Raw genomic sequence first — 25,040 nt, forward strand, 5'->3', positions numbered from 1 at the left:
ATATTAGTAACTGAATCCTTCTTCCCTTTTATTAGCTCAGTCTATTCAAGGCAATCGGTTATACCTACCCATTGGATTTCTTCCAACGTATTTTGACAGCTGATATAGTTTCCAGTCTGATTTCAGGAATGACCTGAAAATTATTTTTTTGATACAATTCCAAAGGTGATTGATACAAACTTCCGTTTAATTTCCGGTCAGAATTTTGATCAATAACCCAGCCATTTAATGCGTCTTCATTTTCTTTCAGCTTATTCAGCATTTGCGTTCCTAAGCCTTTTCCATGTAGTTTTTCAGAAAGAATAATGGCAAACCATTTTTCACCTTCTCTTACAATAGCTAGACTAATCGTTTACAATAGCTAGACTAATCGTTCTCTAAATCAAGCTCTTCATCCCCAGGTTTATAGGGTGTATAAATAAGTAGAAGTGTCATCATTTCGTTTTTTGAATCCATATCGCCGAACGAAAATACGGTGGCAGGGGGTGTAATAAACCATGTTTTGTTTGAGCTTTTTTTGCTGTTGCAACAGGTTTGGCGTATTAGGATCATCAGTAGTATTGATAACTAATTGTGAAGATTGATTACTCTATCCACAATCGGATTTGGCTCAACAATTGATGAAAGATCCCTATTTGTTTGATTTTTCACCTTGGGAAAAGCCCATCAGGAAAAGGATATGAAGCATGATCGACCTGGCACTGGGCTACTCATTTGCCAGGGTAAAGACAAAATTATAGCCGAGGCTGATTTAAAAATCGGATCATAAGAAACTAGTGAAAAGGTAACCGATCCGATCCTCTTTTGAGAGAGAGTAGCGTAAAGAAATTAGGATACGGCCTTTAGTAATACACGGATAAGAATATACGTAATAAATTTGATTACTGTCTCACGGAAGTGATTTCGTAATAAATGTCGTTGATCATGTAGCGGGTTACTAAGGTATCGTTTTGTAAGAACCCAAAATTACGATCACCAATTGTGCTAAATTGGATTCTATTGGCGGATGAACTAATTAGGCTGGCTTCAACAATAACAACGCCAGACGTATGTCCATTCTCAAACGATTCAATGTAAAATTTTGCGGAAGTTGAAGTTAAGCCTCCCACACGGGTAGTAATGGTTTGACCTTGGTAGGGTAAAGTTATGGTATCTCTATTAGTTGTTTGTCGAATAGCCTGATAAATGCCATTGACCTGTTCATTGAGTGAGGTTTTATCGTGCCCCTTACTACACGATAACCCCAGCAAAGAAAGAAAGGATAAGGCCATTAGGAGTTTCATAAGGCATAGGTAGTAGCTGTTGAAGAATGCTCTAAATTACCGTTTAAATTTTTATAATTACAAATAATTTGAATGGAATATTATTTCAAATAATAAACTTTTAACAAAATAAAAATAAATCAATAAATTATTTAACAAAATATATAATAAGTCTTACTGGAAATAATCTATGTGGATGCATAGAATGCCTGATCTTATTTTACAGTATTTAAAAGAACGATGGAAAACTTTACATCCAAAGGAATTGAAAGAATATTTCAATCCCTTTGGGTGATTTTTTACCGTTTGTAATAGGCTACTATACTTGCTTTAGCTAATGTTTGATTCCACAGATTGAAACCCACTATTGCCGGACTTACATTCTCGTTTAACCCAAGCTTATCCGTTTTCAGGGCATAAACCGTAATGATATATTGATGAAATCCGTGTCCTTCGGGTGGACAAGGCCCGCCAAACCCTTTGATTCCGTAATCCGTCATACTTTGAATAGCACCTTTAGGGGCCAGATTTAAGTTAACGTTTCCGGCGTTGGTTACCATTTCATTCACACTCGCAGGAATATCGAATACTACCCAATGCCAGAATCCGCTTCCTGTTGGAGCATCAGGGTCATACATAGTGATGGCAAAACTTTTTGTTCCTTGAGGTACATTTTTCCAGGACAATTGAGGAGATTGATTGCTTCCTGAACAGCCAAATCCATTGAACTCCTGCGTTTTAGTGGCTCCTCCCCCTAAATCTTTGCTAAATAATGTAAAGGTTTCCTGTCCGAAAGCTGCTGTTGCGAACATTAAGTACCATACAAAAATTAAACTTGCTTTTTTCATTTTATCATGATTTAAAATTTTAGGCAAAGTTAATTTTAGCGATGAAGCTCAACTGGTGAGAAAAGTTCAAAAACTGTTGCGAAAAGATCAACTTTTATGCTGCTTGGGTGTAAAACCGTATTTAGATCTATATGCCTGTATGAAACTTGACAAATTCTCGTACCCTGCTTCAAAATAGACCTCAGAAGGGATTTTGTTTGCATGACGGAGTAGACGATTTGCATGTTCCAGTCTTTTATCTTGGAACCACTTGATTGGCGATTCAGAATATTGCTTTTCAAATTCTCTCTTAAAAGTGGATATACTCATATTACATAAAAAGGCTAATTCCTTTAAAGTTAATTTATTCAGTTGATTACTTTCAATGGTTTGAATGAACTTCTGGGTAACATCATCACTTTTATCTATAAATGAATACAAAAATGCAGTTCCATATATTTCCGTCAAATACACCATTATTTCTTCTAATTTAACTTCAAGTAACTTTTGCTGTATATTTTTTGAAAGCAAAGAAATATCCATTAGGCTTTTCACGAACCCTTGAATAAACCCATCATATTCAAATGCATAAACTGATTTGTACTCTTTAGAGTCTATTTTATCTATCCCCCTTTTCTGTAAAAGTTTCAGTAGCATTTCATTTGTAAAGAATAAAAGGACACTTCTGTAATTTTTTATATGAGAAAATTTTTCGGTCATCAAGCAATGTCCCGATTTCATTAGAAGAAATTTGGAGTTATCGATTGATAAAGCTGAATTATTAAAAATAACTTCTTTAGTCCCTTCGGTTAAAAAGCTAAGTGTATTTTGGTTTAAAATAATTTGTTGTCTAGAAATTTCCTTTGAGTTGGTATAGTTTATAACCTGAACCGATAGAGCGTTCTCTGAATTTAGCTCGTCAGGAATTGTAATAATGTCCATTTAGTTTTGCGTTGCTTTCCTTATTCTTCTAAACAGTGTCTCTTCTCAGTATTAAGGCAACAGATCGCCAATTGAGGCCCTTTGAAGAGATGCTATTCCGAGTGACCAGGCCGAGAAGTATCACTCAGTGCAGTAAAGATATACTCATTTATAAAAGGCAAGCAATTGGCGTTCCCATTAATCCTAGCAGAAACTGCTGTGCTATCTTCATTTTCTTTGAACACCTTTACTTTTGCAAACGTATCGGACTTCTGTGGCCTAAGGTCTGAGTTTGAATTCTTTCACTCTTCATTCCTTATTTTATCTCTAACTTCCATTAAGGCGAATCCGAGTAAGTTCAAGCCATTCCAGAGCTTGGGATTTTCAGGTTTATCATGGTCTGCTACAAGACCAATACCCCAAATTTTGTCTACTGGACTGGCTTCTACTAAAACTTTTTCATTTGTGTTCAGTAAAAACTCTTTTAAATCTTTATGCTGAGTAAATTTTTGCAAACTTCCTTCAACTACTATATCAAATCGCTTGCTATTCCAAAGGGTCTCATCGAAATTTCTTACTTGTCTCCCTAATGCTTTTGCTTCTGCTGGTGATTTTGAAACCATAATCTTATCATACGTCTCTTTATCTTCAAACAAAAGTGCCTTTTGAGCCATCATCCACTGTTCAGCAGTATTGTATTTTACTTGATTAACTGTAAAAGGCGATGGCCACCACTGACTAAAACACGACGGAGTCAGCTCTCCATTTTTACTTTTTTGATGCCCCCAGAAAAATAAATAATTTATTATTTTTCCTTTTTCGAAATTGCTTATCAACCATTCTAAATTATACGTCATTTTCTATCTTTTTCAATTCGGTTAGATCCGTCTGGCACGATTACTTTCAACTTAGTAATCGTACCAGAGACTATTCTATATTAAATCAAAGAGTTTTTTTCTGATATTTTTTTCAAAAAACATCAGTTACTTTCATTTTCCAGGGCGAAGCACTCTCCTATTTAATCTATTTTGATCAGGTTATAATCTCATTAATAACCTTTCATTAATGCATTATTTAACTTGATTGATTTAAAAACAGGTATTAATTGATGTTATAGTAATAGACGCAGTAGGTTCGCAAAGATCAAATTCAGCACGGCCGTAACCACCTTCCTTATACGTAAAATAGAATACAGAATCTTTGGGTATTTTACTAAGGGGAATACCATACCTTCCACTATTAAAAACAGTAGTATCAAAACTAGCTAACGCACAGTTTTCATAAGTAACGGATTTGTCATACATATCAGTCCAGGTTTTGCCTATGGCATTACGTTTGAAAAGCTTAATAACATAGCCACTACAATATCTTCCAATTAGTTTTCCTCTAATACATCCCGAAGGACCATCATCAGAAGTACAATTCATTAACAACAGCAGTATTGCTAAAAAACAAACAGATAAATTTTTCATAGTTTCAGGGTGTTTTCTATTTTATTCTTATACGTAAAGTTACTTAATACTCTTAATCAATTCAATTTATACCCTAACTTATTGAGAGTTGTCCATTCTATTTCAAGTGTAGCTCTGCGGGCTTATCCATATACCGAACCTGCCGGGTCAGCGGGTTTTCATTCTCTTCAATTCGATAGATGCAGGTCATCTCCAGCTGACGGGAGTTGCAAGCTAGTATTTTATGTTCGGTGGATTATCGACACGTATTAATTGAGGTTATAGTAATAAACGCAGTAGGTTCGCAACCATTAAATTCAGCACGACCATAACCGCCTTCCTTATACGTAAAATAGAATACAGAATCTTTAGGTATTTCACTAAGAGGAATACCATACCTTCCACTATTGAAAACAGTAGTATCAAAACTAGCTAACGCACAGTTTTCGTAAATAACGTTTTTATCAACTATATTAGTCCAGGTTTTGCCTATGGCATTACGTTTGAAGAGTTTAATAACATAGCCATCACAATATCTTCCAATTAGTTTTCCTCTAATACATCCCGAAGGACCATCATCAGAAGTACAATTCATTAACAACAGCAGTATTGCTAAAAAACAAACAGATAAATTTTTCATAGTTTCAGGGTGTTTTCTATTTTATTCTTATACGTAAAGTTACTTAATACTCTTAATCAATTCAATTTATACCCTAACTTATTGAGAGTTGTCCATTCTGTTTCAAGTGTAGCTCTGCGGGCTTATCCATATACCGAGCCTGCCGGGTCAGCGGGTTTTCATTCTCTTCAATTCGATAGATGCAGGTCATCTCCAGCTGACGGGAGTTGCAAGCTAGTATTTTATGTTCGATGGATTATCGACAGGTATTAATTGAGGTTATAGTAATAGATGCAGTAGGTTCGCAAATATTAAACTTAACACGACTGTAACCGCCTTCCCTATACGTAAAGTAAAATAGAGAGTCTTTGGGTATTTTACTGAGGGGAATATCATACATCCCAACACTAAAAATAGTAGTATCAAAACTAGCTAACGCACAGTTTTCATAAGTAACGGATTTGTCATACATATCAGTCCAGGTTTTGCCTATGGCATTACGTTTGAAGAGTTTAATAACATAGCCCTCACAATATTTCCCAATTAATTTTCCTCTAATACACCCCGAAGGACCATCATCAGAAGTACAGTTCATTAACAACAAAAACATTGCCAAGAAACAAACAGGTAATTTTCTCATAGTTTTGGGATTTTCGTTATTTTCAATAAGGGGTTTATTATATATTCCCTCGTTGTAAATATACTTATATAATATTAAATGAGCCAGATTAAATTATTAAATAAAAATACTACTTCTCGACTTTTAATAGTTCCATTCATGCCATGAATATAGCCTCTCTAATGTATGTAAACATATCATGTTAGCTACTTCCAATCTGCCTTAATATACCCATTTATGGCCACAAAATGAAAGTATAATAAACAAAAAGCCCCAGCTCCCAAAAGAAGCCAGGGCCATAAAAAATCCAATCAAATAACTTACTTCAACTCACCCAACAACACCTCCACAGCCTTCTCCAGCTGCTGATCTTTTCCCTTACTTACTTGCTCGTAATCGTTCCAGACTTTTACGTCGGGTTCGGTTTGCCAGTTTTCGAGGTATTTGCCGTTCATGGCTTTTACACCTAATGGTGGTACGCCCCAGCGGACGCTGTTGTCCTGTAAAGATTCCCAACCCGCGAAGGTACAGGTGCCCGGTACGGGCTGACCTACCAGCTTACCGAGCTTCATTTCCTGCACGGTAAAGGCGTAGCAGTGTCCGTCGGAGTAGTTCGCTTCGTTGGCCAGCGAAATGCTCGGCTTCGTCCAGCGGAAGTTGGGCTCGTAGCCGTTGCTGCGAGTGTCCGTAGTATAGTCCATGAACTTCTTCCCTGAGAGGAACATCGCCAGATCGGCCACGAGGTCGCCGCCGCCGTTGAAACGGGTATCTATGACGATAGCTTTTTTGTCGGCAAACTTGCCCATCACTTCTTCGTAGGTCATCCGGTACGCTCCGTCGTTCATGCCCGGAATGTGCACGTAACCCAGTTGGCCTTTGCTCAGCCGTTCCACTTCGTCCTGGTTTCGTTTCACCCAGCGACGGTACAACAGGGAACTTTCCTCTCCCGCCGAAACTGGCTTCACAATGATTTCGCGGCGTTCTTTACCGTCCAGAATCGTTAGTAACGTATTCTTACCTGCCTTGCGATTCAGGTAATACGGCAGGTCATGCTCGGGCGTAATGGTTTCACCGTCGATGGCCTCGATAATCATACCCGCTTTCACATTCAGGTTCGCCTTCGCTAATGGTCCATTCGCAATGACTTCATCAATCTTCACGCCCGTACCCGTAAAGTTCGGATCGTAGAAAATTCCCAGCGAGGCCGTCTGATCGGCGTTGGCGTTGAAGCTGCCGTAGGATGAACCGCTGTGCGACACGTTCAGCTCGCCCAGTAACTCACTCAGCATCTCTGAAAACTCGTAGTTATTGCTGATATGCGGCAGGTATTTTTCGTAATCGGGTTTGTAGCTGTCCCAGTTAATGCCGTGGTAACCACCCGTGTAGAAGGTCTCTTTGGTACGACGCCATACGTGCTCGAACATGAACAGACGCTCGGCCTTTGTATCCAATAGCATTTCTCCACCAACGTTAATACCTTCCTGCTTGGCCGATGCCGGATCAATTTTCACGATGCGGCCCTCGGTATTTAAGAAGATGTTTTTCTGATCTTTATCCCACACCATCGATCCACCGCCGGAGTTGAGCGGTAACAGCATCTTGGTTTCCTTCGTCCGCAGGTTCGTTGACCAAAGATTAAAGCCTTTCTCGAAACGAGCCAGGTAATACAGCGTTTCGCCGTCTTTACTGATCAGAGCATCAGCCAGCGAAGACGAGTGAATGGTGAGTTTCGCCTTCCGATCCGACAGCCCTTCCCACTCGATCAACACGTTTTTCACGCTGTCTTTCTTCGCTACTTTCGGATCTTTCTTCTTGTTCGTCGTATCCGACTTGGCATTTTTCTCGTCGATTTCTTTCTGTAAAGCCGCTTCCTGCTTCGACAGTTTGAATTTTTCGAAGGCATCCTGCGTGAAGAACATGGCGTATACATCAGAAGTACTGCCGCCACTCATGGCTGCTGCCCGCATGCCATCGCGGTTACTGAACCAGAGCATGGCTTTGCCGTCCATGACCCACTTGGCCCGGTAATCCTGAAAGCCACTTTCCGTGAGGTTACGTACCTTGCCTTTGCCACTGGCTTCCACCATTCCCACTTCTCCAGCAGCGATACCCGGCATGGAGTAATCAAACAAAAACCATTGGCTGTCGGGACTCCACTGAAAATATTGATCATTATCCCGCATAGAGAATAACTCCTTATCCGTCAGAATGCTACGCGTCTGCTTCGAGGCGATGTTATACACCTTCAGCGTCATCCGATTTTCGATGAAAGCGATTTCCTTTCCATCGGGCGAATATTCCGGTTCGTAGTTTTCTTTCGTATTGTCGATAATCGGCGTTTCCTTAATTAAGGTCGAAGCGTAGAAATAGGGCTCTTCTTTACGCACGATGCGGGTCTCGTAGATTTTCCAGCTATTCCCCCGTTCAGATGCATACAACAGTGCTTTACCGTCGGGCGAAAAACTTACGTCGGTTTCCTGCTCGGGTGTATTCGTGATGCGTTTGGTAATCCCACCTTCCAGCGAACTCACAAACACTTCGCCCCGGAACAGGAAGGCTACTTCTTTGCCGCTTGGAGATACCGCCATGCCGCGAATCCCCCCGCTAACTGGCATTACTTTCTCGTTATTACTGCGAGAATCTGAAGCGATACTGATGCTCAGTTTCTGAGGTTTTCCATTGGCAGCCATCGTATACAGGTCGCCGTCATAACTGAAACACAGGGTACCGTTCTGAGCCTGACTCAAAAAACGAACGGGGTGTTTCTTAAAGGAAGTGAGAGCCTGAGGATGCGAAGGGTTCTCTAACGATAACTTATATACGTTAAAAGAGCCGTTGCCTTCACTCAGGTAAACCAGACTTTTATCCCCGTCGGCGAAAATGGGATTTCGGTCTTCTCCGGCAAAGCTGGTAATCTTGGTGTGCTTACCTGCTTTTGCGTCGTAGACCCAAAGGTCACGGGCGATAGACGAGACGTGGTGCTTCCGCCAGGCATTTTCGCCGCCTTTTTTGTCGTGATACACCAGCTTACTACCGTCTTTGTTAAACTTCACGTCTTCAGCGGGTGTCGTAAGGAGCTGCTCAACCCGCCCCCCCTGCGTTGAAACCTGGTATAACTCGGGCTGCGAACCCGTGGGAAACTGGCGGTTGCTGGCCAAGTCCAGACGAGCGGAACCAAAGACTACCTTTTTTCCATCAGGTGTGAAATCGTAGGGATATTCAGCCGCCGAGTGAGAGGTAATGCGGCGAGGTTCGCCCCCCTCCAGGCTGATCACAAACACGTCGAAGTTACCGTAACGGTCGGAAGCAAAGGCGATGGACTTTCCATCACGCGACCAGACGGGCATGAAATCGTGAGCGTCGTGGGACGTTAAGGGCGTGGCTACGCCGCCCGTCGAAGCTACTTTCCAGAGGTCTCCTTTGTAGGTAAACACAATCGTTTTACCATCGGGCGAAATCGAAGGGTAACGCAGCCACGATGGCGTTTGCTGAGCTTGAGCCATGAGGGCCAGACTACTCAGCAAAAGGGTCGTAAACAGTTTTTTCACAATGGGTGTATTAGTTTGAGACGATAGGCAAGATACGCAATTTGAGCACAGCATGTGTGATTCTGTGCCACAATGCACGTTTTCTGAGATGAAAATGGTCTAAAACGAAAAATCCCCAAACGATCTTTCGTTTAGGGATTCTTGAATTATTTCTAGCTAGAAATTAAGCTCTTTCCTGATTAATCTCAGGACTTACACCGATTTCAGCGGCTTTCCGTTTTTTCTCCATATCAATAGCAATGGGGCTTCCGAAAATATAGAAGAGTTTTTTCCGTAAACCCCTGGCTTTTTTCACGTCGGCAATGATGTCGTTTACTTCGTGAAAATTGATCATTAAGGGATTTGCTTTCTGGCTAATATTAGTAGTGATGCCGTATACCGGAGGTTCGTCTTCGTGCTGGTACGTTCCGAAAATCCGGTCCCAGAAAATAAACGTTGCCCCAAAGTTTTTATCAATATACTTGGGCTGAGAACCATGATGCACCCGGTGATTAGACGGCGTTGCAAAGATGTATTCTACCCAACGCGGCATTTTGCGAATGTACTCCGTATGCACCCAAAACTGGAATAAAACGGCAATCTGGTTTGTCGTAAAGAAGATAATGGGATGGAAACCCAACAGAGCTACGGGCAAAAAGAAAATGGTTTTCAGGTTTTGAATCCAGCTCAGTCGGAAAGAAACGCTCAGGTTATAGCGTTCGCCAGAATGATGCACCACGTGCGTAGCCCACCAAAAGCGTTGTTCATGGGAGACGCGGTGAGCCCAGTAACTGCACAAATCAAAGATTACGTAACAGGGAATAAACGTCCACCAGTTGAGCGACATCCGCCAGGGTAACTGGTTGTAAATCCATACGACGGCAAACAAAAGACTGAATTTCAGCGTCGCTCCGACTACCAGCGAACCCAGCCCCGTCAGTATCGATCCGATGGTTTCGTGTTTTTCGTAGTACGGGTTCTCCTGAAAATACGAGATAACCATTTCCAGTGCCGTAAAGAAAATCATCACGGGTACCGCCCAGAGAATTAGGTTCGGAGCTGCTTTTTCCAGTTCAGCAAGATTGTCCAGTGGAATCTCAGGTGCCCCAAATAAAGATTGTTGAATAAGTAGGAGTTTTAGTGTAGCAATCATCTGATAGATTGGGTTGGTGAGCAAGAAACCTGCTGATATGTGAACTTACAATTCACCCTCAACAGCTGACCAAAATGCCAGAATATATCATTTATAACCCCTCCTGGTATGGAGTTGTTTACTACTTCACTACATTTATTGTACTTCTGTTCGAAACTGATTAATCATTTTACTCCGAATCTTAATGTTACCCATACGTTCAGAATTAAATAGCTATAATGCAGGGAGCAGGCTAAAACCATCCGCACTTCGTACCTCTTCAGAGCCTGTCAAGAATAACATTTTATATACATCGGGATACTGTAAGTAGGCTTCCCCTACGTTTAAGAAAACGGTGGTAGGCATTAGTTTACACCCCGTTTGCCACTCACAGCGAAGCGAAAGAATTCCTACTGATTTTCAATCGATGAAGGTTTCACAAGCCATAATTCGCATGAAGAGCCCATAGCTATAAATGCTACGGGTCTCAGAGAGCTAATAATATTTTTTCAAGTATTGCCTTATGCCAATATAATTAAAACCATCTATATTTAGTGCTTAATTGTTAATTATAACTAGATGAAATAGCCTACGTATCACATACCATATGTCGATTACACTATTATATATAAGTGTAAAAACTTATTTTTCATCTGCATTAGCACGCACAAAAACTTAAGTACAATTACAAAAAATCCTTATCTGATCACAGATAAGGATTTTAAGATACTGTCTCTAACTACTGAAGTAAAGAGACTTCCTTATTTATTAGCGGATTATTTAATTCCAGACGTATGTTATGTCTGGAATTTTTGTTTTTAATTACTAACTATTCAAAGTTACTTACAAATAAAAAATATTTGAATTATAAATAAAATTTATTTCAGTAGTTGTAAAAATATACTTACCTATTTCAACTAGTCATACTTAGGCACATCAATCAGACAAATACTTATAGCCCTACTCTATGTATTTTATTACCCCATAATACTTCGTAATTAACTGCATTTTTGATTACTTAAGAGTCCATTTATGTTTTCTGTTTCGTAGCTGTGAGTACTATCAAACTGTATTATGAAAAAATTTAAAATAGCGAATAGTGTTTAATAAATAGAAATACTAGTTTCGGCAGGCTTCATTCTAAAATCAGGCACCTAATTTATAATTTTTCTTAATAGTATTAGAAAAGGTCACTCAGCAATCGTTAAGAGTTAATGGAGCTGTAAATTATTCCCAGGAGCGGCAGGAATGTGTAGAAAAATAAGAAGTTTAATCTTTAAATAGATGATGGGCTGTACTCTACAACTAGTCTAAGCCCACAAGAATTGGTTGTATGGCTTCCCTCTTTTCTGTAATTTTTCGTTACTAGCTCATTGAAGCAAACCCATCAGCTACAATGCTCATCCTATTATTCCAAATGAGCCACATAGGTACCTGTTTAGATACAATTATCTAATTTTCAGAAAATTAACAACTATTTACTTACCTTCCCAACGTGGCTATTCAGGAATATATATCCAAAATTATCATCCCTAACTCTAACACTCAAGTAATAATTTTACTGATCATCTTCAAAACATTCTACTCACTAATAACAAATCTTACAGGCAACATAATTTCTGCGTATGGCCTCTGCTTTACTTACTTTCTTTATTCCATGGGAGCACCTATTTAGTCCATGACAAACCCTGTTGTGAAAAGCATAGGCTCTAGGAGATAAGCAAATATAAACCGAATCTGTTTTAGGCGGAGTAACTGATAAAAGTAAGGAAAGCCACAGCGTATACATAAGAGCGGTCAGATTTTATAGGAGCGGATAATGGCAATTTAAAATCTTTACTCCACTATTTGTAAACATTTTTCAAATAAACCAGTTAGCTATTATTACTCGCAAAAAAAGGCCTATCCCTACAACCGGAATAGGCCTTTTTTGAAAATTCAATTAAGTCATTACTTGTCTAATTGAACTTGTCTTATTTAAATGCAAGCGTCCAGTCTTTTACTGTATCAACAATCCCGTTCCATTAAATCAATGGTTATTTTCCAAACAACAGATTGTTCTAAACCGAGAATCATTAACTCAGTTTTCTAGCTGATTCTGTAGTTCGGTTGGTAATTTAGAAAAAAAGTTAAGTCCGGTTAATCCTTCTATTTCCCGCACACTTACCTTGTATTGTTTCCAGTCTGTGGAGGTGATATCCTGGTTATTGGGGATATTCACGGCGAATACTTCCACATTATCTTTTGTGATTCGCTGCAGATCGTTTTCACCAGCGGGGATTAATAACACTACTTTCCAGAATCGGCGAGGTACACTGATTTTTCCATTCGCGATGGATGTAGCTTCGCCCATCGTTCCTTTTCCGCCATCCCCAAAACTTCCGGCATACTGATACGCTTCCCAGCCCGCTTTTACTTGGCTACGGCAATAATCTTCAACCTGTTTCCATACACCCTGCTTTAATGCCGGAGCCTGAGGGATGATGTTAGTTAGTACGAACGTGGTGGAGTTATCATTTTCACTGGCACTGCGGTCCCCCACTGGGCACAACTGCCCCCGATCAAAGCCCGTATTGTTGTAGTCCGTCGGACGGATTCTGGGCGTGTTTGAGGGCAACGCATCGTCAATAATGTAGACGTTCTCGGCTGTGTAAGTCCCCAGATCGCTCGCTTGTACGTGCCAGCTAGCCCAACGGGAAATACCCCGATTGGTTTGGTAAGCTAAGGTAAACTGAAGCTTTTCAAGCAGAAACTCTGAAGCGATGCTTTCGTCTTTATCGCTCATTACTGTGGGGTACCCCAGCGTAGCCTGAGTAAACAAAACCTTGTCCAACTCATCTGGTTTAATGGGCTTGAGACGGCAACTGGTGACGAAGAAACATAGGATAAAGGCCCCTATTAGACCATATAATCTATTCATAAGCACGATTTCAATCATTGAGACCTAAAAGATACAAATCGAAATTGATAAGCTTACCCTTTCTCTATACGTATACAAAAATAGAGCCGCCCTTACAGGATCTGCCTTCTTGCGATTTACACTAAAAATGAATAAGTTAGCATATCTGGCAAGACTTTTGATAGGATTTAGTTATTACTCTCTAGTAACCTCTAAAAGATGAAGCTGACTTTCTATTACGGAATAGTACTGGTAACATTACTACTGCCAGTGGTAACGGTTTACCTGGGCATTCACCTTGCTTCGTGGATCAGCCTTTATGCTTTAGTAGCCGGGAGTTTTTGTCTGATTGTCTATGGCTTGCTCCTTTGGTTTATGAAAGTCTCTTTTCCCGGTAAACACTGGATGGCTATTTTATCGCTTCTGGCAGGGCTTGGCTGGCTCATGACTGAGCTCTATATGCTTAGTGGCTGGCGGGATAGCTAGCTTCTTTCAACATCAGTCCTTCTTGATCTAAGCTCTGGGTCTGTTTGTGTATCTCCACTGAATCAAAGGCATAAAATTTATTAACAATTATCAATAATTTGCCTTAATATCAGTTACCTACACGTACTCGAATTAGGCTATTTTTTAATAATGAGAACATCCTAGCTTTGTCTTGGTAACAGTGAAAAGGGCACTTGTTCCATTGGATTCAAGCATGCATTAGTCTCTTTATGTTCTCTAGTTAGCTGAATTTGTTTCTCATTACAATAAAGTAGTTTATTCCGATAGAAGTAAACGTCGTTTAACCTTTTAAATCTGATTAGGCTTGCTTTTGTAATCAGAGCAAGCTTTTTTATAATCCTTTCTAATCGTCTTTCTCCATTTTTACTAATGCAGCATTGAGTAAAGGAAAGGACACTGTTAGTATAATATTCTATCAGGCCATAAGAAGATTAAATAGTTCAATTTTTCGTGATTCTTTGAATAATGTTTTTCTCGAAAACTCCTGTAGATTGAACTTTGAGCTGTTTTTCAAAACCGTTATAGTTGTCCACATAGCGAGCATCTGGCTCTTTTAGACTAATTACCACTCTAGTTTCAGAATTGCTTACGGGGGTAAGTTTTGTTTCGAATACACCCATGACTATACTAGGAGGATAGACCGGATCTCTTTCTACTACTACGTAAGCAACACTACTCAATAATTTCCGCTTTTGTTCAAAAGTATATCGTCTGTAAAATGGTGTAAATCCAGTAGATATAATACCTTTTTCTTTATCAATTAAATTCGTTGGTAAACCACTTATATAATACTCTTCTAAAGTCCTCTCGAATACATTAATGAAGGGAAAGGAAACAACTGTATCTATCGGAAACTTTGGATAATTACCTTTAAACGTTCGAAGTGATACAGGTATGTCTTGCCCTTTGGTGCAGAGTGGCCAGAGAAAAAGAAGAAATAAGAGATTACGCATGATACGTAAATACTTGATTAAGGTGGAATTAATAAATTCGGGCAGAAGGACTGAATAGTGGAGATTAGACATATAAGTTAGGTTAATTCTTTTGCACAATGATAGTAAAAATCATTAAAGATAACACTAATTATTCATTCTTAACGAAAGTTTCCCTATGCTGGTAACTTGCAAAGACATGGTTAGGTACCAATCAATCTTTGGATGCTAAATACCGTTAGGCTTTCTGTTTCTCAGGCGACCTAAATAACAGAAAGTCTTTCTACTTTTCGCTGCATTACTACCGTTAGCTAAATCGTTGAAAATTAGTTAACGTATAACGAGGCGTTAGATTAAAAAGGGCTTAAATTGGGCTACCACTAATCCAACCCGCCCTAATGAATGCTTGTCACTTACCTCTAACTATTGCCTATCATCTACCCGCACTCAAAGCCGAACAACTCTCCATCATTGATGCCCTGGCCGATGAATACATCCTTATTAACTTAGAAGACCATACGACGCCCCTTCAACAGGCCGTTAGTTTTCTGGCCCCTGACTTCCTGCTGATTCAACCCCCTCAGCTTTCGCTCTACCAATGCACCTTTGGCCTGCTTCAGCAAATCCGGGCAACCCCCAAACTGGCAACGAAGTGTATCGTGTTTCTCTCCTCGGAGGGTAATCATCAGCTATTTAATTCCCTGGATTTGAGTGGTCTTTTACCCACAAGCTTTTCTCTCCAGGATTTGCGTTCCTGTTTACAGCAACTCCAGCAAGGCCTCCGCTATGTCTCGATTACCCTAACAACCCTGGATAACTGTTCGGAGACGTTAAATTACCTGGCTAAACTTACCTCCCGTGAACGGGAAGTAATAGGCCTTATTGGTTGGGGGGAATCCAATCAGGAGATAGCCAGCAAGCTCTCCATCAGTGTGAAAACAGTTGAAAACCACAAGCTTCGCATCGTTCAGAAATTATCCCTCCCATCAGCCCGTAAGCTTCGACAGATCGCTGTCAAAATTCTCGACCGCATTGGCTAGAGGATTTCCCCTACCTGGCTTACAAAATCCATGGTTTTCCCCTATTGCATTCGGAGTACGTTGCAGTCACCTTTGTTCAGCAGATTGATCTGATAAATCGCCCGTAAAGAATGGCCACTGAACGGGTATTTATAACTACTCAATGAATCCGAAACATGTACACGAATCAAACATTGCGAAAAGGACTTTATGCGATTCTGGCAGGGCTGCTCACGCTACCCATTAGCTGTAACAGAGAACAGAGTGACACGCCTACTCCCGCCATTTCTAAACCGTCTGGTGCCAGATTTAGCCAGGGTGGGCAGTGCACAAGCCTCACCTTCGGAAAAGATTTGGGGATCTGGAGCGTCGTACCTAATAGCCGTTTCCAGGTTATTGTTGCCGGAGATGGCGACCGTCAATTTGTAGGACAAATCTTACCCGAGCCTGAATTTGGTTCACGCTTTCTCATTCGAGGTGGACAGTTTATTGCAAGGGGTGATTTTAGTCCAACTTCCGTGGCACAAGGGGCTAGCGGCTGCTTTGAACCAGGGCCGGATGGAAATGGTTGGTTTGTTCCGGGCTTCAGCGTCAATGATCTGGGCTCTAGCTTTGAGCAAGTGAGTGCGAATGACGGCTCACCTGCGTACCGCGTTAAAGACCGTTTTCAAGGCGTGACCGATGTTTTCTCTACCAAAGCGTATCTGGGAGTATGGACCGTAAATAATACCCCGTTAGAAGCCCGGAGAATACCTGGCATTGGATTGGTGGTTGCCCAGAATGTTACGAATGCGGATTCTCGCTCCCAGGGTCGTGATATGTTTATGATTCGGGGTAGAAACATTCTTCAACGCGGTGATGTAAACGTATCCAATGCCCTGGACCGGGGCCGCACCGAGGCTTTTGCCGGGGCCCAAACAGGTCTGAGTGGATTACTCCCACCTTTTAGCAATCTTACCATCACTGGCTACGAGCGTCTACCCGCAGCAAATGGTGCAGATGAGGGGTATCGACGATTACCCTAACTTATTTGATTAGAATCTCAAAAGGCTCAACTGGAGATTTCTGAGTGAGTCTGTTAGGATAAACTACAATAGAAAGCCGCTCTAGATCTCCAGAGCGGCTTTCTATTGTAGTGATTTACCTCTTCAGTATTTTTTGAGGATCAATATATGAAGAATAGAAAATCTCTGTTTAGTTCCTAAACCCAAATAAGTCCGACAGTTGCAGACTTATTTGATTAGGATTCTTTCTGATGTTAAGGATATTCACTTTTTAGATAAAAATTCCAATATTCAGAATCCTACATTTTGAGAAAATACTATTTGGCTTTGAGTTCATAGAGGTATTCCTGAATGAGCAAAGTATCTCCCTTTTGCATTTTGAGGATATAGCCTTCATCAAATTCATTAAAAACACCTCTCATAGAGTTTATGTAACCAGAAGTTCCCAAACTATTCTTAACGAAGCGTTTGAAGACACTCCCCATGACAGGTAATTCCATAGAGTTATAATCACCGTAAGCTACATGAACCAGCTGAGCACTGTGAGTATATCCCGTTATGAGAGGTAAGGCAGGACCTTGCACAGGCTTGTGTTTCTGGAAACTAAACGGGTCTATTTCGCCTGTACTCATGTTGTACAATACTCTATCCCCACTGGTAAACGTAAACATGTGATCTTTTAAAAGCGATGTATAAACGCTGTTTCTGAACCGTACGGTATCTGGGTGCGTGAATGTTAAGACGGTGTCTTTAATTTGAGGTACAGGTATCGTGAGATAAACATTAAGGGCTTTGAAGCTTTCACCGAAATGCTTGGACGTATCATTCAATACTCTGTCTATTTCTACCTGATCCGTAATTTCCTTCTTATCGTAAAAAAGACGAATCTTACCTTTAGGTTTTACTCCAGTCCAAACAAAATACTTAGGGAAAACGGTAGGTTGCTCTATACCCTTTTCACAAGACCAGAAAACTAATAAGGTAAAAGCCATTAGCACAAGTGATACTTTCTTCATACAGGTTAGGTTATAAAAGGGGTTAATTCTCAATCTTATCCTGAACAGACTGTGGAAGCTCCGAAAAGAAATCCAGGCCTGTTGTTCGCTCTAGTTCATGTACCGTTACCTGCCATTTCCGCCAGCTTGTCCCGGCTACGTCCTGGGAATTAGGCATGTTCACCGCAATTACTTCCACTTTCTCAGTGCCCACTCTGGAAACATCATTATCGCCCTGCGGCATAATCAGGATCACTTTCCAACAACGGTTCGGTACACTCACTTTTCCACTAGCAATAGTATTTGCTGAGCCGTTCGATCCTTTACCTCCTTCTCCGTATCCACCGGCATAGATATACGCTTCAGAGCCCAGTTTCACTTTCGTCCGACAATAGTCCTCTAAATCGCTCCAGATGCCCCGATTCAGGCTGGGAGCCTGCGGAATCATATTGCTCATGACAAACGTAGCGGAGTTATCACTTTCCGTCGCCGTACGGTCGCCCGAGGGACACAAATGCCCCCGGTCAAACCCACTGTTGGTATAGTCTGTAGGTTTGATCATCGTAAAATTACGCGGTAAGTCCTCATCGGGCCTGAAATCATCCTGACGATCCGCAGAACCTAAATCACTGGTTTGAAGATGCCAGCCAACCCAGCGGGCAATACCCTTCAGCGGCTGATAGGAAAGCACGTATTGAGGCTTGACTAACAGATACTCCGAACCGTCGGCTGAGGCGTTGCCGGTAGTGAGTGATGGATAACCCAGAATCGCCTGCGTGGAAAGCTTGGATGAGGGCTTAGATGGGTTAACTACGGTCTTGCGTCCACAGGATGCAACAAGCAGTATAAGGGCAATAGTGGCGGTGAATGAGTAAGATTTACTCAATGTTTTTAGTGGCGGTAACATGTACTAATGATCTATCGGGCGGAACTTACGGGTACTGAATTAATCCTTACTTTTCCGATCTTCTATACTTCTGAATGAGAACGCATAGAAAACGGAGCCAGTATTATCGGCAAAACTATATCAAAATCTTCAATAGTGAAGGTTAAAAGATTGCGTGTCGAGTGGAAACAGCTTATTACCACTTTACGTGGATTTTCAAAGACACACGGAAAGAAAGCTACTTGGGGACGTAGGAATAGATCATGGGATTCCTACATGTGCATCCCGGCAGGACTTCAAGTTTTCCCGATTATATCTCAAGTAAAACCGACTACGGAATAACGGTCTACTTTGTTATTTGCCAGCAAAAAACACGCAATGCAGGTAATCGAAGAAATTCAACAGCATGAAGAGCGGCTACGGCTGGCCATGATCCAAAGCAATGCAGAGATGCTGGATGCTTTAGTCTCGGATGATGTGATTGTAACTGATCCAGCTGGCTACCTACTTACTAAAGCCGATGATCTGGCCGCCCATCAATCCGGGCAGTTACGAATAGAAAGTATCACTCCGCAGGAGGTCAAGATTAAAGTTCTGCTCGAAACGGCTATCGTTTTTGCTTTAATGAAATTGAAAGTCTGGGTGGCTGAAGTCGCTATTGAAGGTCTGTTCCGCTATACCCGGGTTTGGCATTACTCAGAAAATCGCTGGCAGATTGTTGCCGCTCATATCAGCCAGGCAGAGGAGAACTAGCTTATGATTAAAAAAGCTACGGGCTTTCTTTGCATGATGCATGCCAAATACGTAACTGAGTTCTTTTTGTCCAAGACAAGAAATTCTTAGGTTCATGACTCCACATTTGCAATTAATCCGCGTTCAAGCTACCTAATTTTCATCAGAGCTTATAAGGACAGTTTTTAGTCACAAATGCAGAAATCCCGAGATTTCAGAGAGATGCTTACTTATGAATAATAGTGACCACGTGCTTACTGAACTAAGGATTATTTAATAGAGCTAAGCTTCTGCTGAATTGGTTCTAGGCTTAGAGATCTTTCCAATACTATTCCGTTTTTATCGAGTAAGAGGTACGTAGGAAAAGCGTTGATGTTGTACCCTTCATTCACTTCTCCTTTATCGGCTTTTAACTCTGAAACCTGTACCCAGTCTAGCTTATGAGTACGAATAGTCTTTAACCATTGAGGTTTATCAGATTCATATTCAGCGGCAATTCCTATAATCACCAGCTTATTTATATATTGGCTTTGTAACTGCTTTAACTTAGGAAATGATTTAATGCAAGGCCCACACCAATGTCCCCAAAAATCTAAAAGGACATATTTACCCCGATAGTTGTTCAGATCAACTGCTCGTCCTGCCGTATCTGGAAGCGTGAAGTTTAGAGCTTCTTTTCCTACAACTGGTTGTTTCTTTAGGAGTTCTAACCGCTTAGCTACTTGCTTACCCTGATCACTATCTTGTACCGCAGCAGATAATGACTTTAAAATATTCTCATACTGATCAATCGGAGTGTCATCAGTAATGGTTTGCCAATACAGTAAATAGGCACTATGAATAGAAGAAGGGTTTTTAAGGATGAAATCCAGTATATCTTTATTTCTTTGCTGCTCCAGTTTTGCCCTTTCTGAGCCTGATGCTGTTTTAAACTTTTCGTCATAAACCCATTCTATTGATTCTTCGTAGCGACTGAGAACTGTATTGTCTGGACCACCTTTAAAAATAAGCTTGTAAGGAGTTTCAATCGATCCAGAAACCGTTACGGGTACTTCATCATAGTAAAAAGCAGTGTATCTGGGAGAAGTAATTCGAAGATGAATACGTCCATCATCACTAGGTTTAGCTAAATAGCTAAAATGATCCTGTTTAGCAAACACAGTATCCAGCTGGTATTTACCTTTTTGCTTATAACCAAAAATGACGGGTCGATTACCCAGGCCCTTGATATTACCTGTCACTTTTCCCGGCTGAGCAATTAATGAGTTGGTAAACAGAGCAAATAGCATTGTGGGGAAGAGTATATATTTAGATTTCATATGAAATGAGATACCTGGTTTAATAAGTTGTTCTGTGAATAGAATAGCCTAATCCCTTAGGAAGGCAATTTAATCATAAATCTCCTATTTAAGACGCCAGCCTCGGTATTCAGCCGACCCCGTTTTGAATTATTCAGTAATGAAGTGCACTTTCTTCGGTTACTTTTGGTGACAAAGAATCGTAGTATGAGATTTGTTTTTCTGCTAAGTTTTCTAGCCCTGTTAACTGATTATCAAAATCAGTCTGGTAACGACTTCCAAAGGCTCTTATATAGCTCAGAGTGACAAACCATTATGGAATTTAAAAAACCTAAGCGTATATAGCCCGTCCCATGATCCTTTTCTTGGATTCTCGGCAGCTAAACAGAATCATGGAATAGACCTTCTTCATCGGTCAGACTTACCAAGCATCTGAAGACAGCCTTTCAAAATAAGTTATATGATCAGCTAATCTTGCTAGAGACGTACCAACCGGAGAGCGAATAAATTATCAAAAACTGACGCTATTCAAACGCAGTCTTAAGGTTCAATCTTTCTCCTTTATACGAGTCTCTGGGACATGGAAACGATCGGATAAACCCGTGTCCTATTCAGAAAAAGATTTTAGTCAAGGGATAGATAAATCGTACATTCAACAGGCAGAAGTCAAATCGCCAGACAGATTTCAGGGATTAACCCATATCGTAGGCTCTAGCGTTCAGAAGGGTACTCTGCTTGATTGACAGTTACCTTTTTCTATAGCAAAGTCTATCATTTTAAACTGACAGACAACCTAATAGATTTAGGCGATCATTGACATCGAATTCGTTTGAAGCATAGCCTTACTAGCTTATTTCATCCACTTGGACAAGGCTCTCACTTATTCTCAAATACCCTTTTACTATACTTAGTTATTTACATCAAAGAAGATTGAATTTACTACTCCAAAGTGAGTCGGTAATCTCTGACCATTTCTCATAACCATCCAATAAAAGCAGTAACCAACTTAAGCAAGCCTATCTATGTCTTCATCTCCTCACTAACCGCCTGTCTATACTATCGGCAGAATACCTTCATTATATTACCGTAGATCAGCTTACGGTTGTGTTTCTGGATGAGCAAGACCTAACTTACGGCCGCTTAAAGGCTCAGGGGTATCAGGTTAGTTAATTCAATGCGGATGCCCTTTCAACCTTTTTCAATTTACATAACATACGCTAAACGTAGAATCTACTATGATTAGGCCCTTCAAATCACTGCTTACGTTATCTTGCTTTTGGTGTATTATTGCAAGTACATCCTGCCATAATGCCCCTAAGGAAAATCCAAAGGCTACTAATGAGGCCCCATCCAATGAAACGGAACCCAAAACAGAGTCTTCAGGTACCGGGGCTTCTCAAAGTTTCGATATTAATACCATTCCGGTATCGAATCACCCGCTCGAATCATTTCCCTTTTTTAGTCTTCCCAAGGGATTAGCGGAGCAAAACAAGCCTGTCCAGCGGTCCTTTGACAAATTGTTCTTTGCACTAAACGGTGTCATGACACCGCTGGAAGGAAAAGTCTGGAAGAGTTATATCGTTACGGAACCGGGTAGTTCTGAGGAGTGGTCACTGCCCTATTTTGAAAAAAGCTACGATGACGCAATCACCAAAGTGGGTGGCGTTAAGGTCTTCGATGGTGAAATTACGAGTGCAGAATACGAACGTTACCACAATCAGGCCTCTTACTTAGGCGAAGATGGCTCGATTGGTTATACCGGAGAAAACATAAAAGTGTACGTGATCCGCCGGGCGGATGGTGGCGACATCTATATTCAGCTCAGCGGAAACACGGCTTCCGGTAAACTCAATATCCTGCAAAAAGAAGCTTTCAAGCAAACCATCACCCTGCTTAAGTCCGATCAGATCCGAAGCCAGTTGGCTGAAAAAGGGAAAGCGGTCCTTTACATCAACTTCGATGTCGATAAGGCCACATTGAAACCGGAAGGTCAGGACGCCGTGAAGGAAATCCAGAAAGTACTTAGCAGCGATAAAGGGCTTAAGCTTAGCATTGAAGGCCATACCGATGATACCGGCAATGCGGATCACAACAAAAAATTGTCTGAAAATCGGGCTAAAACTGTGCTTAAGGAGTTAATCGCGTCCGGCATCGATCAATCCAGATTGAAAGCTATGGGGTACGGTGCTCAAAAACCTTTGGTGCCGAATGATTCAGAAGACAATAGAGCAAAGAATCGCCGGGTAGAACTGGTAAAAATAAACCAATAGTGAGCCAATAGCCCGAGCCATCCCAACGATGGTAGCTAGGATACTCCTAGCCTTTCGCTACATTTAAAAATAACTCTTGATTTTAGCATAAAGAGCTACTTCGCCCCTTGAAGTAGCTCTTTATTGTTTATTTTAACTACGTGACTCTCTACGTCAATTTTTCACCAATCGTGAGAAATTATAACCTCTCAACTTGGCTAAATCGTCCACGTACGCAGTTTGAACATATTAAGTACATTTCGAATTTTCTATCTCATTGATTTATAGAATCTTATCTGCCCCAGGGAGTTTTAAGGTCAGTTTTCCCACTATAAAAGACAAAATGATGGATAGCGGAGCGACTATCAAAAGCTTGATCAGAGGTTCAATAGACACATCGGCTAGTAACACTGATAACCCAATGACGATCAAGGGATGCAGAATATAGGTACTGTAGGTACTGCGAGCAAAAGTGTTTAAAAAAACGTTACTTACATTCCAGTGATGCCTGCTATAACTTAACAGAGCTATACTGATGGAGATACCCGTAATCTGTTCCCACAGGCATAATACGAGTGATTGCCCATTCCATCCCCCGTTGAAGCTGGACATCGGCAATGCTAATTTGGTAGTCACTACAAATAGTAAGGGGAATACCATGAAAACCATTACCAGAGCTATTCTAAAAAACTGTTTCCCCAGTTGTAATGAGAGCTGGTCCAGCCAATGGTTTTGTTGAGCGACTATTCCGATGGCAAAAAAGGCTACGTACTGCGGAAAGTAACAAAGCTGAAAACCGACCGGATGTAACACCCAGCCGACAGGAAAGATTAATCGCACCAGGAAACTAATCAAGCCAACAGCGACAGCAAACCATAGAATACTTGACCTAGAAGGCAGCTTAAGGGCATCTGGCAATGAGTAACGTGGTCGAAACACGACGTACATTACGTTAAATAACAACAAAGCGGCCACAAACCATAACACGCCCGGATCGATCCAGTTGTCGTACCCCGCTAAGAACTGAAGAAAAGTAACCTGATGATGATGTCCGTAGCGATACACCAGGAAATTCATTACCGGGGAAAGAACAAGAGAATAAAAAACCAACGGAATCCCCAGACGCTTCAGACGATCCAGAACAAATTTTTGGGCTCCTTTTCGTTGATAAGACGGCTCAATAAAGTAGGAAGACAGCAGAAAAAATAAACCCATGAAAAAGGACTGGTTTGTAGCTACTAATAGCGTTAGACCAACCTTAGCCATTGCATCGGTAGTAGGTTGCTTGTAATACCATCCGCCGGGGGCACCATAGGTGATAGATACATGGTGCAGAATGACCAGAGCCGTTAGGAGTATCTTGTCGTAATCCAGGTAATGAATTTTTGATTGTGTTCTCCATGTTAATGAAGAAGGTGCGTCGGTTGGCATAAAAAGTAGATCATGGAATGTTTTCTATAGTGAGTAAGCCATTGGTTAAGTTAATCCCATTGCTTGCCTTAGAGTTAAGGTGTCGTCTAACTAGAAGTAACCAGGCTCTCATCTAAAGACGTTTAGTTAATTGCCTTACGATTCTGCAATTCTATAAAAAGAGCCTTACGCTTCTTGCCATAGTGTAGAGGAAGAGGAATACCCGGCCACACGTTTGATTACCGATCCGGCTTCCCTGAAATTCGCCATCTGCTTTGGCCCAGCAACAGAGCACAGGACCCATTGTCTCTCGGAGCTACCAGCACCCAGCGTTTAGTCTCGCTTAGCTTCGTGTCTTCCAATAGGGTAAATTCTAATTTAGTCGTATACAGAGTTAGTCGCCTCATCGTAGTCGTGAACGACTAGTGTAAGGTGAGCAATTCGTTGATTCATGTAAAAATAATCAGAATGCTAAGCTAGTCATTTGGTAAAACATAATACCGCCAGCACCGATATGAACTACTGATAGCCATCACGGACAATATAACTTTGAGCACTCTTACCAGGGTTAAAGGTAATCTAGAGTTGCCTTTATTGCACTTAACGCGTCCACTAGCAGTAATAGATGCGAGCGGATAGTTCATTATTTAGCCCGCTACTAAAGTGTCACTTTTGCACTTTTTCTTAATAGTAGGATATGTATTACAAAGAAAAGCCCCATCCAAGATGAAGAGGCTTACATTTCCTACAA

The 25,040-nt window shown here is 41.0% G+C and carries 21 protein-coding genes and 1 pseudogene; 5 read left to right on the forward strand and 17 right to left on the reverse strand.

The genetic code is table 11. The annotated features are described in order from the left end of the window. Nucleotides 1-64: 64 nt before the first annotated feature. From QE390_RS17785 to QE390_RS17835, 11 genes are all read right to left on the reverse strand, one after another. On the reverse strand, nucleotides 65-262 hold the full coding sequence (locus QE390_RS17785) for a hypothetical protein (protein WP_307143146.1): 198 nt from the start codon (nucleotides 260-262) through the stop codon (nucleotides 65-67). A 619-nt stretch (nucleotides 263-881) separates the two neighbouring features. After that, a complete protein-coding gene (locus tag QE390_RS17790) occupies nucleotides 882-1,283 on the reverse strand; it encodes a hypothetical protein (protein WP_307143147.1) in 402 nt (133 codons plus the stop codon). A 278-nt stretch (nucleotides 1,284-1,561) separates the two neighbouring features. Beyond that, nucleotides 1,562-2,110 carry a YbhB/YbcL family Raf kinase inhibitor-like protein gene (locus tag QE390_RS17795; RefSeq protein WP_307143148.1) on the reverse strand — a complete coding sequence of 183 codons (549 nt, stop codon included), beginning with the start codon at nucleotides 2,108-2,110 and terminating at the stop codon, nucleotides 1,562-1,564. Nucleotides 2,111-2,197: 87 nt separating this feature from the next. Further along, nucleotides 2,198-3,031, reverse strand: coding sequence for an AraC family transcriptional regulator (locus QE390_RS17800; RefSeq protein ID WP_307143149.1), 834 nt, complete (start codon nucleotides 3,029-3,031; stop codon nucleotides 2,198-2,200). Nucleotides 3,032-3,312: 281 nt separating this feature from the next. Next, complete coding sequence (locus QE390_RS17805) at nucleotides 3,313-3,867, reverse strand: NADAR family protein (protein ID WP_307143150.1); 555 nt, start codon at nucleotides 3,865-3,867, stop codon at nucleotides 3,313-3,315. A gap of 231 nt (nucleotides 3,868-4,098) precedes the next feature. Further along, nucleotides 4,099-4,482, reverse strand: coding sequence for a hypothetical protein (locus tag QE390_RS17810; RefSeq protein ID WP_307143151.1), 384 nt, complete (start codon nucleotides 4,480-4,482; stop codon nucleotides 4,099-4,101). Nucleotides 4,483-4,717: 235 nt separating this feature from the next. Then, nucleotides 4,718-5,101, reverse strand: a complete 384-nt coding sequence (locus tag QE390_RS17815) for a hypothetical protein (RefSeq protein WP_307143152.1) — start codon at nucleotides 5,099-5,101, stop codon at nucleotides 4,718-4,720. A 235-nt stretch (nucleotides 5,102-5,336) separates the two neighbouring features. Beyond that, on the reverse strand, nucleotides 5,337-5,720 hold the full coding sequence (locus QE390_RS17820; protein WP_307143153.1) for a hypothetical protein: 384 nt from the start codon (nucleotides 5,718-5,720) through the stop codon (nucleotides 5,337-5,339). 299 nt (nucleotides 5,721-6,019) lie between these two features. Then, nucleotides 6,020-9,202: a S41 family peptidase gene (locus QE390_RS17825; protein ID WP_373424564.1), complete on the reverse strand. Its 3,183-nt coding sequence runs from the start codon at nucleotides 9,200-9,202 to the stop codon at nucleotides 6,020-6,022. A gap of 208 nt (nucleotides 9,203-9,410) precedes the next feature. Further along, nucleotides 9,411-10,379: a sterol desaturase family protein gene (locus tag QE390_RS17830; protein WP_307143155.1), complete on the reverse strand. Its 969-nt coding sequence runs from the start codon at nucleotides 10,377-10,379 to the stop codon at nucleotides 9,411-9,413. Nucleotides 10,380-12,438: 2,059 nt separating this feature from the next. Beyond that, nucleotides 12,439-13,278: a DNA/RNA non-specific endonuclease gene (locus tag QE390_RS17835; protein ID WP_307143156.1), complete on the reverse strand. Its 840-nt coding sequence runs from the start codon at nucleotides 13,276-13,278 to the stop codon at nucleotides 12,439-12,441. A gap of 198 nt (nucleotides 13,279-13,476) precedes the next feature. Here QE390_RS17835 and QE390_RS17840 point away from each other — a divergent pair, with 198 nt between their 5' ends. Beyond that, on the forward strand, nucleotides 13,477-13,743 hold the full coding sequence (locus tag QE390_RS17840; RefSeq protein WP_307143157.1) for a hypothetical protein: 267 nt from the start codon (nucleotides 13,477-13,479) through the stop codon (nucleotides 13,741-13,743). 461 nt (nucleotides 13,744-14,204) lie between these two features. Here the strand turns inward: QE390_RS17840 and QE390_RS17845 are convergent, their stop codons facing one another. Continuing rightward, entirely contained in the window at nucleotides 14,205-14,789 is a 585-nt protein-coding gene (locus QE390_RS17845; RefSeq protein WP_307143158.1) for a hypothetical protein, read from the reverse strand. A 305-nt stretch (nucleotides 14,790-15,094) separates the two neighbouring features. Between QE390_RS17845 and QE390_RS17850 the strand changes: the two genes are divergently transcribed. Continuing rightward, complete coding sequence (locus tag QE390_RS17850; RefSeq protein ID WP_106634684.1) at nucleotides 15,095-15,736, forward strand: LuxR C-terminal-related transcriptional regulator; 642 nt, start codon at nucleotides 15,095-15,097, stop codon at nucleotides 15,734-15,736. Nucleotides 15,737-15,891: 155 nt separating this feature from the next. Next, nucleotides 15,892-16,740: a hypothetical protein gene (locus QE390_RS17855; RefSeq protein ID WP_307143159.1), complete on the forward strand. Its 849-nt coding sequence runs from the start codon at nucleotides 15,892-15,894 to the stop codon at nucleotides 16,738-16,740. A 296-nt stretch (nucleotides 16,741-17,036) separates the two neighbouring features. On the opposite strand, the gene QE390_RS17860 is transcribed toward QE390_RS17855, so the two are convergent. Continuing rightward, nucleotides 17,037-17,735 carry a hypothetical protein gene (locus QE390_RS17860; protein WP_307143160.1) on the reverse strand — a complete coding sequence of 233 codons (699 nt, stop codon included), beginning with the start codon at nucleotides 17,733-17,735 and terminating at the stop codon, nucleotides 17,037-17,039. 22 nt (nucleotides 17,736-17,757) lie between these two features. Beyond that, nucleotides 17,758-18,600 (reverse strand): DNA/RNA non-specific endonuclease, encoded by an 843-nt coding sequence (locus tag QE390_RS17865; protein ID WP_307143161.1) that lies wholly within the window; start codon nucleotides 18,598-18,600, stop codon nucleotides 17,758-17,760. A gap of 378 nt (nucleotides 18,601-18,978) precedes the next feature. On the opposite strand from QE390_RS17865, the gene QE390_RS17870 reads away from it, so the two are divergent. Continuing rightward, complete coding sequence (locus QE390_RS17870) at nucleotides 18,979-19,353, forward strand: nuclear transport factor 2 family protein (RefSeq protein WP_307143162.1); 375 nt, start codon at nucleotides 18,979-18,981, stop codon at nucleotides 19,351-19,353. Nucleotides 19,354-19,601: 248 nt separating this feature from the next. On the opposite strand, the gene QE390_RS17875 is transcribed toward QE390_RS17870, so the two are convergent. Then, complete coding sequence (locus QE390_RS17875; protein ID WP_307143163.1) at nucleotides 19,602-20,651, reverse strand: TlpA disulfide reductase family protein; 1,050 nt, start codon at nucleotides 20,649-20,651, stop codon at nucleotides 19,602-19,604. A 1,214-nt stretch (nucleotides 20,652-21,865) separates the two neighbouring features. On the opposite strand from QE390_RS17875, the gene QE390_RS17880 reads away from it, so the two are divergent. After that, complete coding sequence (locus tag QE390_RS17880) at nucleotides 21,866-22,900, forward strand: OmpA family protein (RefSeq protein ID WP_307143164.1); 1,035 nt, start codon at nucleotides 21,866-21,868, stop codon at nucleotides 22,898-22,900. A 261-nt stretch (nucleotides 22,901-23,161) separates the two neighbouring features. Here QE390_RS17880 and QE390_RS17885 read toward each other — a convergent pair whose 3' ends face one another. Both QE390_RS17885 and QE390_RS17890 read right to left on the reverse strand, forming a co-directional pair. Beyond that, the gene (locus QE390_RS17885; protein ID WP_307143165.1) at nucleotides 23,162-24,310 is read right to left on the reverse strand and encodes an acyltransferase; all 1,149 of its coding nucleotides are present in this window, start codon (nucleotides 24,308-24,310) and stop codon (nucleotides 23,162-23,164) included. A gap of 181 nt (nucleotides 24,311-24,491) precedes the next feature. Next, a pseudogene (locus QE390_RS17890) lies at nucleotides 24,492-24,742 on the reverse strand (VOC family protein); the annotation flags it as partial. Nucleotides 24,743-25,040 lie beyond the last annotated feature (298 nt).

The sequence above is a fragment of the Siphonobacter sp. SORGH_AS_1065 genome (assembly GCF_030818595.1).
Taxonomy (GTDB): Bacteria; Bacteroidota; Bacteroidia; order Cytophagales; family Spirosomataceae; genus Siphonobacter.